The sequence below is a fragment of the Vibrio marisflavi CECT 7928 genome, from assembly GCF_921294215.1.
GTDB lineage: Bacteria > Pseudomonadota > Gammaproteobacteria > Enterobacterales > Vibrionaceae > Vibrio > Vibrio marisflavi.
In genome coordinates this window covers 2,890,665-2,906,288 of sequence record NZ_CAKLDM010000002.1, presented here as the reverse complement: position 1 = coordinate 2,906,288, position 15,624 = coordinate 2,890,665, and the positions used below count along the sequence as shown (strand labels likewise).

Genomic DNA, 15,624 nt, shown 5'->3' with positions numbered 1-15,624 from the left:
ATTGATAATATTTTTCTTTATCCACCACCATTAGCGTGGAGCCGGTGAGTTTGTTAGTTGAAATACAACGGTAGAAATCGACAGAGTTCTCAAGCTTCTGTACAGATACACCACGCCTTTCAAAGAACAAACCATACATTTTTCCAGCAACACGAATTGCTTTGAAGCTGCGGGTTCTTCTCTGGTCAAAAGGCTTCAACCTTAGCTCAATACACTCGGCTAATAGCTGATAAATCATATTACGCATCATGCCACGTAGATTTTTACCGTAACAAAAAACATCTACAGATTCAGGTGCAGCGCATCTTGGTGCATTTTACTGAGTACCGTTTTTTAACGCATCCAGTATCGCCGTTTCGCCTTCAAAGTGCAGCGTACGCACTTCATGCCAAGAGTTGCGATAAACCAAATCAACACTGCCGACAAGACTTAAGTCATCTTCACCAAAACTGACAATATCTGTATTTTTCAATCTACTTTTAGTGATTTAGCGCTGACGTTAGCTGTTGGACTCAGATTCAAAGTTAATAAACATCGCCAACTGGCTAATTTCGCAAGGGCTAGCAAGCGCCTGCATGCTAGGGCGACGTTTATGCAATGAAAAGGTGTTACGCAGGTCGCTGACCATTTGGTAAAACTTATCAATATCGATGTCAGCTTGCTTCACTACTGAGTGAAGGCGTGTAGCTTCAGTAATTAATCCGTTGAAAAACGCCCACGCGACTAGCTTACTCAAGTACTCATTGTGCTCAAGTTTAGGCTGGCCAATAATGCGATGAGGGATAAGAGGCTGCTTATACAAGTACCAACCCGCTTTGTTTACGCTTCCCTCGCTCACTTCAATGAACGTCAGATCAGCTTCGTGCAAATCTGGTGATATTTGTGGGTTGAGCAAGGTTACCTTGCCTGGCAACACCTCAAATGCCGCATATAGTTTTCTCGCCAAGATACTAATATCTTGAGGGCTGATCGTAGACAGTAATGTCATTTCTACGCGCAAAGCGAATTAAGTTTCGGTAGCTTTGCATGAGTGCGTCAAGCAACGCATGGTGAACAACCTTAACTTGCTCAACCTTCCAGTTACGGCGGTCATCAAGCTCGGTTAGCATTGATTGATCCCACTGCCACTTCTCTACCATGTCAGCCAGAGCTTCACGACGCCACTTAACCGAACCAACCCCCGGCTGGCGCGATAGCTTCTCGTGAGTCTTCAAGTAGAAACATTTACGAACAAGCTCTAAACGAGTGTGATCACCAATATGTTCGAGATAGTGGGTCACTTTCTCAAGCATCAAATATACGCATCCATTCCATATAAATCGGGTTCATGGGAAAAGAAGCGCCGTTTGCTATCAATGCTTAATAATTCTGTATTTGGATAAGCCCAAGAATAGGCCTCAAGAAGGATCGCCTTCAAAACCGACTTATAAGGAGAGTCGATACTCTTATATAGCTGCCATAAGTTCGAACAAAATACTCTTCCGCTGGAATACGGTTAAGCTGTCCAAAGTCCAACCACTCTGAACAATCAATATATTGTCCACTACAAAGCTCTGCGACATACTGGTCGTAGTTTTCTTCCATCTCGGGTGGAACAATCTGCCAAAGCAGCCTTTGCCCAGCTAGACGAACAGCAGAACGATAAAATTCATCAAAGCAGCAGCAAATGCTGGGAAGAGCCCAATTATCACCTGTCATTTCTTCAGAGCAATTACTTCGAAATCTTTGCTCATCCATCAAGAAGAAGTTCGCTTCTACACCCTGAGTTTTTGCCCAATCGGTAATAAGTGCACACTTTAGCGTCAGACGATCTCTATTCTCACTGTCCATGTCTGGAGAAACGCAAACCAGACATCTAAATCACTAGATGTACTTTGACCAATGGAAGAGGTGCTGCCCATAGTATAGAGGGCAAGAATGTCGCTTGAAGTCGACGCCAGTTCAGTATCAATACTCACCTCTAACCCAAGCTCAACGAGTAGATTTAACTGTTCTTCGGAAGGCTGGAAGCTAAATACACCAGAAGGTACATAATCGTCAAAATGACCAGGAATAGAGGGAAGGTGGTAATGAAATAATGCGGGGATGAGGTTGAATACTCGTTGGCTAGGCAGGCTCATAAGCGCCAGCGCACGATCAATACGCTGCTGATTCAGCCGATCTAATCTTGAATAACGTATCTGTATAAGCCTCAAGGTTCTATCCTTGGTTTGAGTATCAATAGTTGCCTGACTATATTTTGTTCAAAATACACGCCAAAACGTGATCAATTAACACTTTTTGTTTTGTTTGGTAAAGATTGAACGATACATCACAACTCACATCCTTGAAGTCACCTGTCAGTATTCGCTGGAACATAGTGTGGTACGTATCTCCTTTTTCTAATAATAGCCCAATATTGCAAACGAGAGATAAGTCACATTATTTATTTTCGTCTGCTCGCTTTTTATCACCATTTGCTCACCATCTAAGCAAATACTGATACTTTTCACTTGTTGAATGATACGATTGAACCAAATTCTTTATCCAACATTTAGCAGCCATGAATACATCTCAGCCAATTCGTATCGCAACACGAAAAAGTCCTCTGCTCTATGGCAAGCCAACTACGTCAAACAGTGTCTGATTGATGCTCACCCAGGGCTTGAAGTCGAGCTTGTCACTATGGTAACGAAAGGCGATATCATCTTAGACACCCCACTTGCTAAAGTTGGCGGAAAAAGGTCTGTTCGTTAAAGAACTTGAAGTTGCCATGCTTGAAGGAAGAGCCGATCTTGCTGTGCACTCGATGAAAGATGTTCCTGGAGAGTTCCCTCCGGGTCTTGCTTAGTCACAATATGTGAACGTGAAGACCCGCGTGACGCCTTTGTGTCCAATACCTACAACAATATTGACTGAAACTACCAAGTGGCGCAACTGTTGGTACATGTAGTTTACGTAGACAATGTCAGCTAAAAGCAGCAAGGCCAGACCTCATCATCAAAGAGCTGAGAGGTAACGTAGGCACTCGTTTAAGCAAGCTTGATGCAGGAAATTACGATGCCATTATCTTAGCCGCTGCTGGTTTAAAGCGATTGGAATTAGAATCTCGCATCCAAAGCTACATTGAACCAACTCAATCACTACCTGCTGCAGGCCAAGGCGCCGTAGGAATTGAGTGCCGCCTCGATGATGATAGAACACGCCAATTACTTGCACCTCTTGGCCACCAAGATACATCTGATAGAGTCACTTGCGAACGAGCAGTAAACCTATTTCTCGAGGGAGGCTGCCAAGTTCCAATTGGTAGCTATGCCTTGCTTGAAGGCGATTCCACTATGGTTAAGAGCTTTAGTGGGTGAACCAGATGGTTCGCTTATCGTCCGTGGAGAGATTCCGCGGCCAAGAAAACAAGCTGAACAACTTGGGCAAACGCTAGCGCAGCAGCTGTTAGATGATGGCGCAAAAGAAATACTTAGCAAACTCTATTGCGAGAACGATTAGAACATGGCAGTCCTAGTCACTCGTCCACAAGAGCAAGGGACAAGCACTCTGTCGGCATCTGGCTAGTATTGATGTGCCTGCGTATTGTCATCCTATGATGACTATCAAAGCAGGCACTGGACTCGCTCTCTTAGCAAGCAGTTATGTAAAGCTGACATAATCATCTCGGTTAGTCAGCACGTTGCAACCTTCTCCCACCATCAATTGACCCTACAAAACTTACCATGGCCACAATGCACCTATCTTGCTTGTGGAAGAAAAACTGCGCAAGCGATGGAGCAAGTAACACAGCAGACAACTCACTACCCAACATTAGTGACAGTGAACACTTATTGAACATGGAAGAATTACAAAATGTCACTGGCAAACGCATTGTTATTTTGCGTGGAATGGCGGTAGGGAAACATTATTTAATGGCTTGCTAGCTCGCGGAGCGAAGGTTGAATACGTTGAAGTATACCAACGTCAAATGCTGCCCTTCGACTCCAATTGTACGTTCCAATGTGGCAGGCTAATCACATTGATTGTCTTATTGTGACCAGCGGCAAGCAACTGGAATACTTTTTGTCTCAATTAGACAACACTCATATGCAATGGGTGTTAGGATTAAAACTATTGGTTCCAAGTCAACGCCTTGTAGATAAAGCGACACAGCTGGGCTTTAGTCAAACAATTAACACTGGCGGTGCATCCAATCTAGATATAGTGAACACACTGCGTTCAAGAAAACAGGATCTAAAAAATGGCGAATAACAACAATCAGAAAACAGAATCTGACAAGAAACACGATACCAGCCAAGACAACAAACAAACCACCGATAATAAGACCAAAGCCAGCGCAAGCGTTCCGAAAAAAAGCTCCAAAACAGGTGCCGTAGCGCTCATCTTATCTATCCTAATTGGCACTGGATTGAGCTATGAAATCTATCATCAAAGCACCCTGTACAAAAATGAAATCAGCCAACTGAAGCAACAAATACAGCAAAACCAAAAAACTCTTGATTCTCGACTAGAATCCGTCCAAAGCCAATCTAGCAAAGATATTGCGCAAGTTGGCCAGCAAACAAAAGTCGAGCTGGATCAGAATCAAAAAAGCATCAAGAGTCTACAAATGGCTGTCGCTGACATGAAAGGACGCAGTCCGAATGATTGGCTATTGGCGGAAGCCGACTACTTGGTCAAGCTCTCGGCTCGCAAGCTTTACTTAGAGCACGATATTTTCAGTGCAACTGAACTATTAGAAAATGCAGATCAACGCATTGCTTCACTAAACGACCCTAACCTCTTCCCACTTCGACAAGCAATGGCTAACGATATAACCGCATTGAAAGCCTTGCCGATCATTGATAGAGATGGCTTAGTTCTTCGCCTAATGTCATTGCAAAAGCAAGTCGACAAGCTTCCTCTAGCAAACGCGATTCTTCCAAAGGAAAGTGAGGTGAAGAAGCCAGTAGTATCCTCCGATGTGAGCGACTGGAAAACTAACTTACTTACCTCATTAAAAGAGTTTTCTGAAAACTTTATTACCTTTAGAACGCGTGACGGCAATGTCACACCGCTACTTTCTCCAAAGCAAGATTTCTACTTGAGAGAAAACATAATCGCTAAGTTAGACCTTGCTATACGTGCAGTCTACGATGAAAAAGATGGTATCTACTCTACAGCATTAGAAACCGCTTCCGATTGGTCTCACTCATACTTTGACCAAGACAGTACTTCTGTACAACAGTTTGAGAACACTTTAAAAACGTTAAGCCAGCAAAAAGTGCAAGTCACCTATCCTGTGAAACTTCAATCGCAAGATATCCTATCGAAGATTATCTCTGACAAGCTCTCCCGCAAAGTGACTAGCTTTACCGCGGAGGAAAAATAATGTTCAGACTTATTTTTCTCTTCATCGTACTTGGAGCTGGTATTTTTGTTGGCACACATTACGCAGGTCAGCAAGGCTATGTCCTGATCTCTATTGCTGACAAAACAATAGAGATGAGTGTCACGACATTAGTCGTATTCGTGGTTATTGCGTTAGGCATCCTATTTGTTGCCGAAACTTTGTTGAAAAAGCTATTGCGCTCAAGTTCTGCGACTTGGCAGTGGTTCACTATCAGAAAAGTTAAGCGCTCTAGACAAGACACAAACGAAGGCATCATCAAACTTCTTGAAGGACAATGGAAACTAGCTGAAAAGAAAGTCACTCGCCGTGCATCTCACCATGATATGCCTTTGCTTTGCTACTTGATGGCCTCTGAAGCGGCAATAGAGATGGGGGATAAAGCCAAGCGAGATAGATATATCGAATTAGCGCGCAAACAAGACAACTCTTCTTTGGCGGTAGCACTCACATTGGCTAAGCAACAAGTAAAAGAAGGTGAGTTTAAACTGGCATTCGAAACACTATCTAAGCTGCATTCGGATCACCCAACTAACCCATTGCTGCTCAACCTATTGAAGAAAGTACATGTTCAACTCAAACAGTGGCAGGATCTACTCGATATTGTTCCACAGTTGAGTAAAGCAAAAATCATAGACGCTAAGGAACAAAAAGAAATCGAACTGCTCGCTCACAAGGGGTTGCTAACCGATACTGCGATAACAAACAGCACCGAACAGTTAATTCAATATTGGGATAAACTAAGCAGAAAACTCAAAACTGAGCCTGAGCTCATTGTCCACATGACTAAGCAACTGGTTGAGAAAGATGCCTACTCAGAAGCATTTACCATCGCTAAAGAAGCGCTGAAAAAGCAAACTATCAATGAATTGCTATTAGTACTTCCGACAATCAAATTGGCAGACATGCACCCAATCGTCCAACAGCTCGAAGCATTAATTAAAAAAGATGCCAACCTCGCCGAAGCGCACAGTGCACTTGCTCGTATAGAGATGCAAAATCAGCAATGGCCTGAAGCACAGCAACATCTAGAAAAAGCCCTATCGAGCAGAACAGATCGAGAAGATTACATATTGCTTGCTAAAGCCTTAGAAAAACAAAACCTCACTCAAGCGGCCAATGAAGTGTCGAAAAAAGTCATTTCTTTAACAAGCTAGGTTTAAAAGATAGGCAAACAAAAAGCCCGCAGTATCAGAATGCTGCGGGCTTTTTAGTATCAAACCAAAGGCAAATTAATAGCCTTTCTTCTCCCAATCTTTGGCTTTTTGGATCATCGGTGTGATCGTCGAACCTTGTACGATAATAGAGAAAACCACAACTGCATAAGTCATTAGCACTATGATCTCTTTAATATCTACACCGTTAACCACCTGCGCTCCTGTCGGGATCGCCATTGCCATCGCTAATGCTAGACCGCCTCGTAAGCCTCCCCAAGTGAGGATCTTAACGGACTCTGGGTTATACCTGCGATAAAACTTAAACAACACATAAGAAAGCTTAACACTGGTATAGCGACTGCATAGCACAAGAGGTACAGCAATTAATACAGCGATAATGTCGATATAGTGGAAGCTGAAAGTCAGCATGATTAAGCCAATCAGCAAGAACAAGATGGCGTTGAGAATCTCATCAGCCAATTCCCATAAGTGACTCATCTGGTGAGACTCTTGCTCATCCATTCCGCCGCGAGTGATGTTGCCAATGATGATACCAGAAACAACCATAGCCAATGGAGCAGAGACTTCTAGATGCTCTCCCAGGACGTAGCCTGCCGTTGGGATAAGCATGGTTAAGATAAGACGCATCATGCTATCCGGTGTGCGTTTAATAATATGATGGAACAACACACCCAGCACTAGGCCAAATAGGATTCCACCCACTGCTTCATGTAGGAATAGCTCTACGGTACTCCATACTGTTGGCGTCGATTTGCCAAATGCCACCTCAAACAAAGTGACAAACACAACGAGACCAACACCATCATTGAACAGCGATTCACCTTCAATTTGTGTCGATACTCGCTGTGGTGCGCGCATTTTTTTAACGATTGCGAGTACCGCGATTGGGTCGGTCGGAGAGATCAGAGCACCAAACAACAAGCAATAAATGAAGTCGATATGGATGCCGATTTTCTGGAAAATAAAGAACAACAACGCACCAATGAAGAAAGTAGAAAATAGCGTTGCGACAAGAGCTAGGAAGGGGATCTCAAACTTCTGGTCTTTGAGATGGGTGAGCTCAATATTGAGTGCTCCACCAAACAGCAAGAAACCTAGAACACCTTTAAGCAAGAAGTCATCGAACTGAATGTGCTGAAGCATGTGAATAACTTCTTGTTGCTCGTGCAGTGGAATAATTCCAAACTTACTTAATACTAGCACTAGGATCGAAATAGCAACCGACCACCCTGTTATTGCGATAGTCGTTTGAAACTTACCAAACCTCTGATTAAATAGAGAGATAAACACCGCAACTGCGGCAATAACACTTATCGTGTCGTAAACAGACATTTATAGTACTCCTAGTCTATGTCATCAAATTGTATCGGCATTGCTTTAATTAAACTTGTTAGTAGCCGAGCATACCCGCTCCAACCTAAGGCCATACCTTCTATTGACTGATTTGGGTATCGCGTCATTGTGCGTAAATTTGTCGGCTGGGTCTATTACTTATTTATTAAGAACAGCTTAGTCGCCAGCGCTACACACATAAACCGCGTAATAATATAACTACAAATGAAGAGAAGACTTGCTCTAGTTCATAAATACCCCTGTTTGAGGAGTTTTATTACCTAGAAAGTAGTAATGATAAGACAAATAAAAAACCCCACCTTAACATTCAAAGATAAGGTGGGGTTTTGAAACTTTGGCTTAATGAACGATTAAGAAATCATTAGGCCCGCAACAACAGCTGAAAGCAAACTTACTAGGAAGCCGCTATAAACCAGCTTGAAGCCGTACTTCGCTACGATATCGCCTTTCTCGGAGCACAATCCTTTCACCGCGCCAGAAATCATGCCGATAGAGCTAAAGTTAGCAAAAGACACTAGGAAAATTGAGATAACGCCGACAGTGTGATGATCAAGTCCTTTCGCGTGTGTAAGGTCAATCATCGCAACAAACTCATTGGTAACCACTTTAGTTGCCATAATTGCGCCAGCTTGTGCAGCTTGATGCCAAGGAATGTTTAGCATGTAAGCAACAGGCGAGAATGCATAGCCTAGTAGTTGTTGGAAGGTAATGCCAAAGGCCATATCGAACACGCTGTTGATCGCTGCAATCAATGCCACGAAACCAATCAACATAGCAGAAACGACTACCGCCACTTTGAAACCATCCATGATGTACTCACCGAGCATTTCAAAGAAGCTTTGCTTTTTCTCATCTTCGCTAGTCACGATCAAATCTTGACCTTCTTCCAACTGATAAGGGTTGATAACAGAAAGAATGATGAAAGTGCTGAACATGTTTAGCAAGATAGCAGTCACAACATAACGAGGTTCAATCATCTGCATGTAAGAACCAACGATTGACATAGAAACCGTAGAAATCGCAGTTGCAGAAAGAGTGAACATACGCTGGTTTGTCATATGCGGAATCAGCTGCTTGATTGCAATGAAGTTCTCAGATTGGCCAACCAATAAAGAGCTTACTGCATTAAATGACTCTAGCTTCCCTAGACCATTTACTTTGCTTAGGCCTAGACCAACATACTTGATAACCACTGGTAAGATTTTAAAGTGGCGCAGAATACCGATCAGTACCGAAATAAAAATAATCGGCATCAGTACGTTCATGTAAAAGACAAAATGCCCTTTTTGTGCAAGATCGCCGAACACAAAGCTCGTGCCCTGACCTGCATAGTCCATTAGCCTAACGAAAAACGCATTGATTCCACCGACAATAGTCAAACCAACCGTTGTTTTCATCAAAGCCCACGCTAGCACTAGTTCAATCACTAGCATTTGTAGTATCGGGCGCTTTTTAATACCAGATTTATCAGCACTAAAAAGGAACGCAAGTGCGAGTACCACTACTACACCTACAACAAAAAATATTACTTTTTTAAGGTCAAAAAACATAGAGACACCAAACATCCAATCTCAAATAAAGTTATTTATGGTTAAAAACTGCGCGCAACTGTACTCTGATATTCACAATGCAAATGCATTGAAAACTATCATTGCATAGATCAGTTGAAGGCAGAGAGTGAGTGAGGTGTAATCCAGCGCAATGTTATCTCAACAACTCGCTGACATTATTATGCTTAGGAAACACCGACTCTGTACTGAATCCAGAGTCCTTCCTAAATTCGAAGTATGACTTAAACTTTTTATTAGATATTTATCAGATAAGCCGCAGCTATTAGCACGCATCTGATAAAAATTAGTTATTACAATGACTTATATGATAATCGTTGATTATCTATTTCCATTAGTCAAAACAAAGCCCTAGTCTTTCGACTAGGGCTCCTTAATTAATGGCGGAGTGGACGGGACTCGAACCCGCGACCCCCGGCGTGACAGGCCGGTATTCTAACCAACTGAACTACCACTCCGCACCTAAATTTTCCTAAAACTAGAAAAACTGCAAACGTTTGCTTTTCTAGTTAGCAAAAATTCCCGCCTAGGCAGGAATTTCTAAATATTCTAATTAAAGTCTTACATATTATTGCTTTAATCAGATTGTCTTGTCTCACAAGACAGTAATTAAAGCCCGGCGATGACCTACTCTCACATGGGGAAGCCCCACACTACCATCGGCGCAGTTGCGTTTCACTTCTGAGTTCGGCATGGAATCAGGTGGGTCCACAACGCTATGGTCGCCAAGCAAATTCTTTATCATAAAGTCATACGACTCTACGATTTAATTCGGAAAGCTGTTTTCGTTCTATCTACACATTCAATGTTCTAGTTTGAGTCCCACAAAAACCCTTTTGGTGTTGTATGGTTAAGCCTCACGGGCAATTAGTACAGGTTAGCTCAACGCCTCACAACGCTTACACACCCTGCCTATCAACGTTCTAGTCTCGAACAACCCTTAAGGACACATAAAGTGTCAGGGAAGACTCATCTCAGGGCTCGCTTCCCGCTTAGATGCTTTCAGCGGTTATCGATTCCGAACTTAGCTACCGGGCAATGCCATTGGCATGACAACCCGAACACCAGAGGTTCGTCCACTCCGGTCCTCTCGTACTAGGAGCAGCCCCCTTCAATCTTCCAACGCCCACGGCAGATAGGGACCGAACTGTCTCACGACGTTCTAAACCCAGCTCGCGTACCACTTTAAATGGCGAACAGCCATACCCTTGGGACCGACTTCAGCCCCAGGATGTGATGAGCCGACATCGAGGTGCCAAACACCGCCGTCGATATGAACTCTTGGGCGGTATCAGCCTGTTATCCCCGGAGTACCTTTTATCCGTTGAGCGATGGCCCTTCCATTCAGAACCACCGGATCACTATGACCTGCTTTCGCACCTGCTCGAATTGTCATTCTCGCAGTCAAGCGGGCTTATGCCATTGCACTAACCTCACGATGTCCAACCGTGATTAGCCCACCTTCGTGCTCCTCCGTTACTCTTTGGGAGGAGACCGCCCCAGTCAAACTACCCACCAGGCACTGTCCTCACCCCAGATAATGGGGCCAAGTTAGAACATCAACACTACAAGGGTGGTATTTCAAGGACGGCTCCACCACATCTAGCGACGCGGTTTCAAAGCCTCCCACCTATCCTACACATGTAGGGTCAATGTTCAGTGCCAAGCTGTAGTAAAGGTTCACGGGGTCTTTCCGTCTAGCCGCGGGTACACTGCATCTTCACAGCGATTTCAATTTCACTGAGTCTCGGGTGGAGACAGCGTGGCCATCATTACGCCATTCGTGCAGGTCGGAACTTACCCGACAAGGAATTTCGCTACCTTAGGACCGTTATAGTTACGGCCGCCGTTTACCGGGGCTTCGATCAAGAGCTTCGACCGAAGTCTAACCCCATCAATTAACCTTCCGGCACCGGGCAGGCGTCACACCGTATACGTCATCTTACGATTTAGCACAGTGCTGTGTTTTTAATAAACAGTTGCAGCCACCTGGTATCTGCGACTCCCAATAGCTCCATCCGCAAGGGACTTCACCGTCGAGAGCGTACCTTCTCCCGAAGTTACGGTACCATTTTGCCTAGTTCCTTCACCCGAGTTCTCTCAAGCGCCTTGGTATTCTCTACCCGACCACCTGTGTCGGTTTGGGGTACGATTCCTTACAATCTGAAGCTTAGAGGCTTTTCCTGGAAGCATGGCATCAATGACTTCACTACCGTAGTAGCTCGACATCGTGTCTCAGCCTTAAAGAGAGCCGGATTTACCTAACTCTCAAGCCTACGCACTTGAACCTGGACGACCGTCGCCAGGCCCACCTAGCCTTCTCCGTCCCCCCATCGCAATTGTAAGAAGTACGGGAATATTAACCCGTTTCCCATCGACTACGCCTTTCGGCCTCGCCTTAGGGGTCGACTTACCCTGCCCCGATTAACGTTGGACAGGAACCCTTGGTCTTCCGGCGAGGAGGTTTTTCACCCCCTTTATCGTTACTCATGTCAGCATTCGCACTTCTGATACCTCCAGCAGACCTTACAGTCCACCTTCAACGGCTTACAGAACGCTCCCCTACCCAATACAATAAATTGCATTGCCGCAGCTTCGGTTTATTACTTAGCCCCGTTACATCTTCCGCGCAGGCCGACTCGACTAGTGAGCTATTACGCTTTCTTTAAATGATGGCTGCTTCTAAGCCAACATCCTAGCTGTCTAAGCCTTCCCACATCGTTTCCCACTTAGTAATAATTTGGGACCTTAGCTGGCGGTCTGGGTTGTTTCCCTCTCCACGACGGACGTTAGCACCCGCCGTGTGTCTCCCGGATAGTACTTACTGGTATTCGGAGTTTGCAAAGGGTTGGTAAGTCGGGATGACCCCCTAGCCTTAACAGTGCTCTACCCCCAGTAGTATTCGTCCGAGGCGCTACCTAAATAGCTTTCGGGGAGAACCAGCTATCTCCAGGTTTGATTGGCCTTTCACCCCTAGCCACAAGTCATCCGCTAATTTTTCAACATTAGTCGGTTCGGTCCTCCAGTTGATGTTACTCAACCTTCAACCTGCCCATGGCTAGATCACCTGGTTTCGGGTCTATATCCAGAGACTGAGCGCCCAGTTAAGACTCGGTTTCCCTACGGCTCCCCTAAACGGTTAACCTTGCCACTGAATATAAGTCGCTGACCCATTATACAAAAGGTACGCAGTCACACCACGAAGGTGCTCCTACTGCTTGTACGTACACGGTTTCAGGTTCTATTTCACTCCCCTCACAGGGGTTCTTTTCGCCTTTCCCTCACGGTACTGGTTCACTATCGGTCAGTCAGGAGTATTTAGCCTTGGAGGATGGTCCCCCCATGTTCAGACAGGATATCACGTGTCCCGCCTTACTCGATTTCACTTATGCTGCGCTGTCGGTTACGGGGCTATCACCCTGTATCGCGTGCCTTTCCAGACACTTCACCTGACGCAATAAAAGCTTAAGGGCTAACCCAATTTCGCTCGCCGCTACTTTCGGGATCTCGGTTGATTTCTTTTCCTCGGGGTACTTAGATGTTTCAGTTCCCCCGGTTCGCCTCATTAACCTATGTATTCAGTTAATGATACATGCTTATGCATGTGGGTTTCCCCATTCGGAAATCGTAGACTCAAGTGGCTTTTACTGCCTTATCTACGCTTATCGCAAGTTAATACGTCCTTCATCGCCTCTGACTGCCAAGGCATCCACCGTGTACGCTTAGTTACTTAACCATACAACCCAAAAGAGTTTTGTACGGTCAACACTAAAGGTGTCTCAATTTATTTAAACATGATTGAGACTGATAATTGCCGGACTCAAATATGAATAACTCGTAAGTTATTCCCAAGAACACTTGAATGTGTGTTGGTACCTAAATCAATACAGATTTAGGATTTGAGAACTTTTAATGAATAACATGAATCACATGTTATTCGTCAGCTTTCCAAATTGTTAAAGAGCAAGATGCATAAAACATCATTCAAATATTCTCATAAGAAAACATTCTGATGATGCAGTTTTTCTTCATGGATATGGAGAAAAGTGGTGGGCGATACCGGGCTCGAACCAGTGACCCCCTGCTTGTAAGGCAGGTGCTCTCCCAACTGAGCTAATCGCCCACATTCGTTTTTTCGTTCTTGTGGTAGAACGTTTCAAGATGGTGGAGCTAAGCAGGATCGAACTGCTGACCTCCTGCGTGCAAGGCAGGCGCTCTCCCAGCTGAGCTATAGCCCCATTTATTCGTTTCCACTTTAAAAAGTAGATTCAAATTCTTGAAATGGTGGGTCGTGCAGGATTCGAACCTGCGACCAATTGATTAAAAGTCAACTGCTCTACCAACTGAGCTAACGACCCAATGGTATCCCGTAGGGGAGTCGAACCCCTGTTACCGCCGTGAAAGGGCGGTGTCCTAGGCCTCTAGACGAACGGGACACTGGATTGAATGTTTGGGAACATTCAACATCTCTTTAATCTTTATAAACCATCAATCTGTGTGAACACTCATCGCAATAATCTTTCGTATAAGGAGGTGATCCAGCCCCAGGTTCCCCTAGGGCTACCTTGTTACGACTTCACCCCAGTCATGAACCACAAAGTGGTGAGCGTCCTCCCGAAGGTTAAACTACCCACTTCTTTTGCAGCCCACTCCCATGGTGTGACGGGCGGTGTGTACAAGGCCCGGGAACGTATTCACCGTAGCATTCTGATCTACGATTACTAGCGATTCCGACTTCATGGAGTCGAGTTGCAGACTCCAATCCGGACTACGACGCACTTTTTGGGATTCGCTCACCATCGCTGGTTGGCCGCCCTCTGTATGCGCCATTGTAGCACGTGTGTAGCCCTACTCGTAAGGGCCATGATGACTTGACGTCGTCCCCACCTTCCTCCGGTTTATCACCGGCAGTCTCCCTGGAGTTCCCGACATTACTCGCTGGCAAACAAGGATAAGGGTTGCGCTCGTTGCGGGACTTAACCCAACATTTCACAACACGAGCTGACGACAGCCATGCAGCACCTGTCTCAGAGTTCCCGAAGGCACCAAAGCATCTCTGCTAAGTTCTCTGGATGTCAAGAGTAGGTAAGGTTCTTCGCGTTGCATCGAATTAAACCACATGCTCCACCGCTTGTGCGGGCCCCCGTCAATTCATTTGAGTTTTAATCTTGCGACCGTACTCCCCAGGCGGTCTACTTAACGCGTTAGCTCCGAAAGCCACAGTTCAAGACCGCAACCTCCAAGTAGACATCGTTTACGGCGTGGACTACCAGGGTATCTAATCCTGTTTGCTCCCCACGCTTTCGCATCTGAGTGTCAGTATCTGTCCAGGGGGCCGCCTTCGCCACTGGTATTCCTTCAGATCTCTACGCATTTCACCGCTACACCTGAAATTCTACCCCCCTCTACAGTACTCTAGTGAATCAGTTTCAAATGACCTTCCGAGGTTGAGCCCCGGGCTTTCACATCTGACTTAATCCACCACCTGCATGCGCTTTACGCCCAGTAATTCCGATTAACGCTCGCACCCTCCGTATTACCGCGGCTGCTGGCACGGAGTTAGCCGGTGCTTCTTCTGCAGCTAACGTCAAGCAATGCAGTTATTAACTACACTACCTTCCTCACTGCTGAAAGTGCTTTACAACCCGAAGGCCTTCTTCACACACGCGGCATGGCTGCATCAGGGTTTCCCCCATTGTGCAATATTCCCCACTGCTGCCTCCCGTAGGAGTCTGGACCGTGTCTCAGTTCCAGTGTGGCTGATCATCCTCTCAGACCAGCTAGGGATCGTCGCCTTGGTGAGCCATTACCTCACCAACTAGCTAATCCCACCTAGGCGTATCCAATAGCGCAAGGCCCGAAGGTCCCCTGCTTTGCTCCAAAGAGAATATGCGGTATTAGCCATCGTTTCCAATGGTTATCCCCCTCTACTGGGCAACTTCCTAGGCATTACTCACCCGTCCGCCGCTCGTCAGCAAAGAAAGCAAGCTTTCTTTCTGTTACCGCTCGACTTGCATGTGTTAGGCCTGCCGCCAGCGTTCAATCTGAGCCATGATCAAACTCTTCAATTTAAGATTTTGTCGGCTCAATGAATACTGAACATTACATAAGTAATGTTTGAATTGACTGTGCCAAGTCCGAAGACTTGAAT

General features: G+C 45.3%; 7 protein-coding genes, 5 tRNA genes, 3 rRNA genes and 4 pseudogenes. 5 read left to right on the top strand and 14 right to left on the bottom strand.

What is annotated here, in order from left to right; translation table 11 throughout:
• From cyaA to L7A31_RS20150, 4 genes and pseudogenes are all read right to left on the bottom strand, one after another.
• Positions 1 to 472 (bottom strand): annotated as a pseudogene (gene cyaA / locus L7A31_RS22330) (class I adenylate cyclase); the annotation flags it as partial.
• 27 nt (positions 473 to 499) lie between these two features.
• Positions 500 to 988, bottom strand: a complete 489-nt coding sequence (locus L7A31_RS22325) for a class I adenylate cyclase domain-containing protein (RefSeq protein ID WP_494338364.1) — start codon at positions 986 to 988, stop codon at positions 500 to 502.
• Positions 951 to 1,417, bottom strand: a pseudogene (locus L7A31_RS22130) (class I adenylate cyclase domain-containing protein). The gene L7A31_RS22325 and the pseudogene L7A31_RS22130 overlap by 38 nt, the downstream one beginning before the upstream one ends.
• Positions 1,414 to 2,120 (bottom strand): annotated as a pseudogene (locus L7A31_RS20150) (hypothetical protein). The pseudogenes L7A31_RS22130 and L7A31_RS20150 overlap by 4 nt, the downstream one beginning before the upstream one ends.
• 422 nt (positions 2,121 to 2,542) lie before the next feature.
• Here L7A31_RS20150 and hemC point away from each other — a divergent pair.
• The 5 genes and pseudogenes from hemC (at position 2,543) to L7A31_RS20125 (ending at position 6,531) form a co-directional block, all read left to right on the top strand.
• Positions 2,543 to 3,483 (top strand): annotated as a pseudogene (gene hemC, locus L7A31_RS20145) (hydroxymethylbilane synthase).
• Positions 3,484 to 3,707: 224 nt separating this feature from the next.
• Positions 3,708 to 3,908 carry a hypothetical protein gene (locus L7A31_RS20140; protein ID WP_237363519.1) on the top strand — a complete coding sequence of 67 codons (201 nt, stop codon included), beginning with the start codon at positions 3,708 to 3,710 and terminating at the stop codon, positions 3,906 to 3,908.
• Positions 3,909 to 4,047: 139 nt separating this feature from the next.
• Entirely contained in the window at positions 4,048 to 4,236 is a 189-nt protein-coding gene (locus L7A31_RS20135) for a hypothetical protein (protein ID WP_237363518.1), read from the top strand.
• Positions 4,226 to 5,356, top strand: a complete 1,131-nt coding sequence (locus L7A31_RS20130; protein ID WP_237363517.1) for a uroporphyrinogen-III C-methyltransferase — start codon at positions 4,226 to 4,228, stop codon at positions 5,354 to 5,356. Before L7A31_RS20135 ends, L7A31_RS20130 begins: the two co-directional genes overlap by 11 nt.
• Complete coding sequence (locus tag L7A31_RS20125) at positions 5,356 to 6,531, top strand: heme biosynthesis HemY N-terminal domain-containing protein (protein ID WP_237363516.1); 1,176 nt, start codon at positions 5,356 to 5,358, stop codon at positions 6,529 to 6,531. Before L7A31_RS20130 ends, L7A31_RS20125 begins: the two co-directional genes overlap by 1 nt.
• 75 nt (positions 6,532 to 6,606) lie before the next feature.
• On the opposite strand, the gene L7A31_RS20120 is transcribed toward L7A31_RS20125, so the two are convergent.
• The 10 genes from L7A31_RS20120 to L7A31_RS20075 form a co-directional block, all read right to left on the bottom strand.
• Positions 6,607 to 7,884 (bottom strand): cation:proton antiporter, encoded by a 1,278-nt coding sequence (locus tag L7A31_RS20120; RefSeq protein WP_237363515.1) that lies wholly within the window; start codon positions 7,882 to 7,884, stop codon positions 6,607 to 6,609.
• 371 nt (positions 7,885 to 8,255) lie between these two features.
• Positions 8,256 to 9,455, bottom strand: a complete 1,200-nt coding sequence (locus L7A31_RS20115; RefSeq protein ID WP_237363514.1) for a NupC/NupG family nucleoside CNT transporter — start codon at positions 9,453 to 9,455, stop codon at positions 8,256 to 8,258.
• A gap of 399 nt (positions 9,456 to 9,854) precedes the next feature.
• Positions 9,855 to 9,931 (bottom strand) — tRNA-Asp (locus L7A31_RS20110).
• 156 nt (positions 9,932 to 10,087) lie between these two features.
• A 5S ribosomal RNA gene (rrf, locus tag L7A31_RS20105) occupies positions 10,088 to 10,203 on the bottom strand.
• A gap of 116 nt (positions 10,204 to 10,319) precedes the next feature.
• Positions 10,320 to 13,209, bottom strand: a 23S ribosomal RNA gene (locus L7A31_RS20100).
• Between the two features lie 311 nt (positions 13,210 to 13,520).
• Positions 13,521 to 13,596, bottom strand: a tRNA-Val gene (locus L7A31_RS20095).
• Positions 13,597 to 13,635: 39 nt separating this feature from the next.
• Positions 13,636 to 13,711, bottom strand: a tRNA-Ala gene (locus L7A31_RS20090).
• 44 nt (positions 13,712 to 13,755) lie between these two features.
• Positions 13,756 to 13,831 (bottom strand) — tRNA-Lys (locus tag L7A31_RS20085).
• 2 nt (positions 13,832 to 13,833) lie between these two features.
• Positions 13,834 to 13,909, bottom strand: a tRNA-Glu gene (locus L7A31_RS20080).
• Between the two features lie 90 nt (positions 13,910 to 13,999).
• Positions 14,000 to 15,544, bottom strand: a 16S ribosomal RNA gene (locus tag L7A31_RS20075).
• The 16S, 23S and 5S rRNA genes sit together here with 5 tRNA genes alongside, the layout of an rRNA operon.
• Between the last annotated feature and the right edge of the window lie 80 nt (positions 15,545 to 15,624).

Coding starts and splice junctions, on each gene's coding strand:
- L7A31_RS22325 (WP_494338364.1), bottom strand. CDS start 988: ATGACATTACTGTCTACGATCAGCCCTCAAGATATTAGTATCTTGGCG.
- L7A31_RS20140 (WP_237363519.1), top strand. CDS start 3,708: ATGGCCACAATGCACCTATCTTGCTTGTGGAAGAAAAACTGCGCAAGC.
- L7A31_RS20130 (WP_237363517.1), top strand. CDS start 4,226: ATGGCGAATAACAACAATCAGAAAACAGAATCTGACAAGAAACACGAT.
- L7A31_RS20125 (WP_237363516.1), top strand. CDS start 5,356: ATGTTCAGACTTATTTTTCTCTTCATCGTACTTGGAGCTGGTATTTTT.
- L7A31_RS20120 (WP_237363515.1), bottom strand. CDS start 7,884: ATGTCTGTTTACGACACGATAAGTGTTATTGCCGCAGTTGCGGTGTTT.
- L7A31_RS20115 (WP_237363514.1), bottom strand. CDS start 9,455: ATGTTTTTTGACCTTAAAAAAGTAATATTTTTTGTTGTAGGTGTAGTA.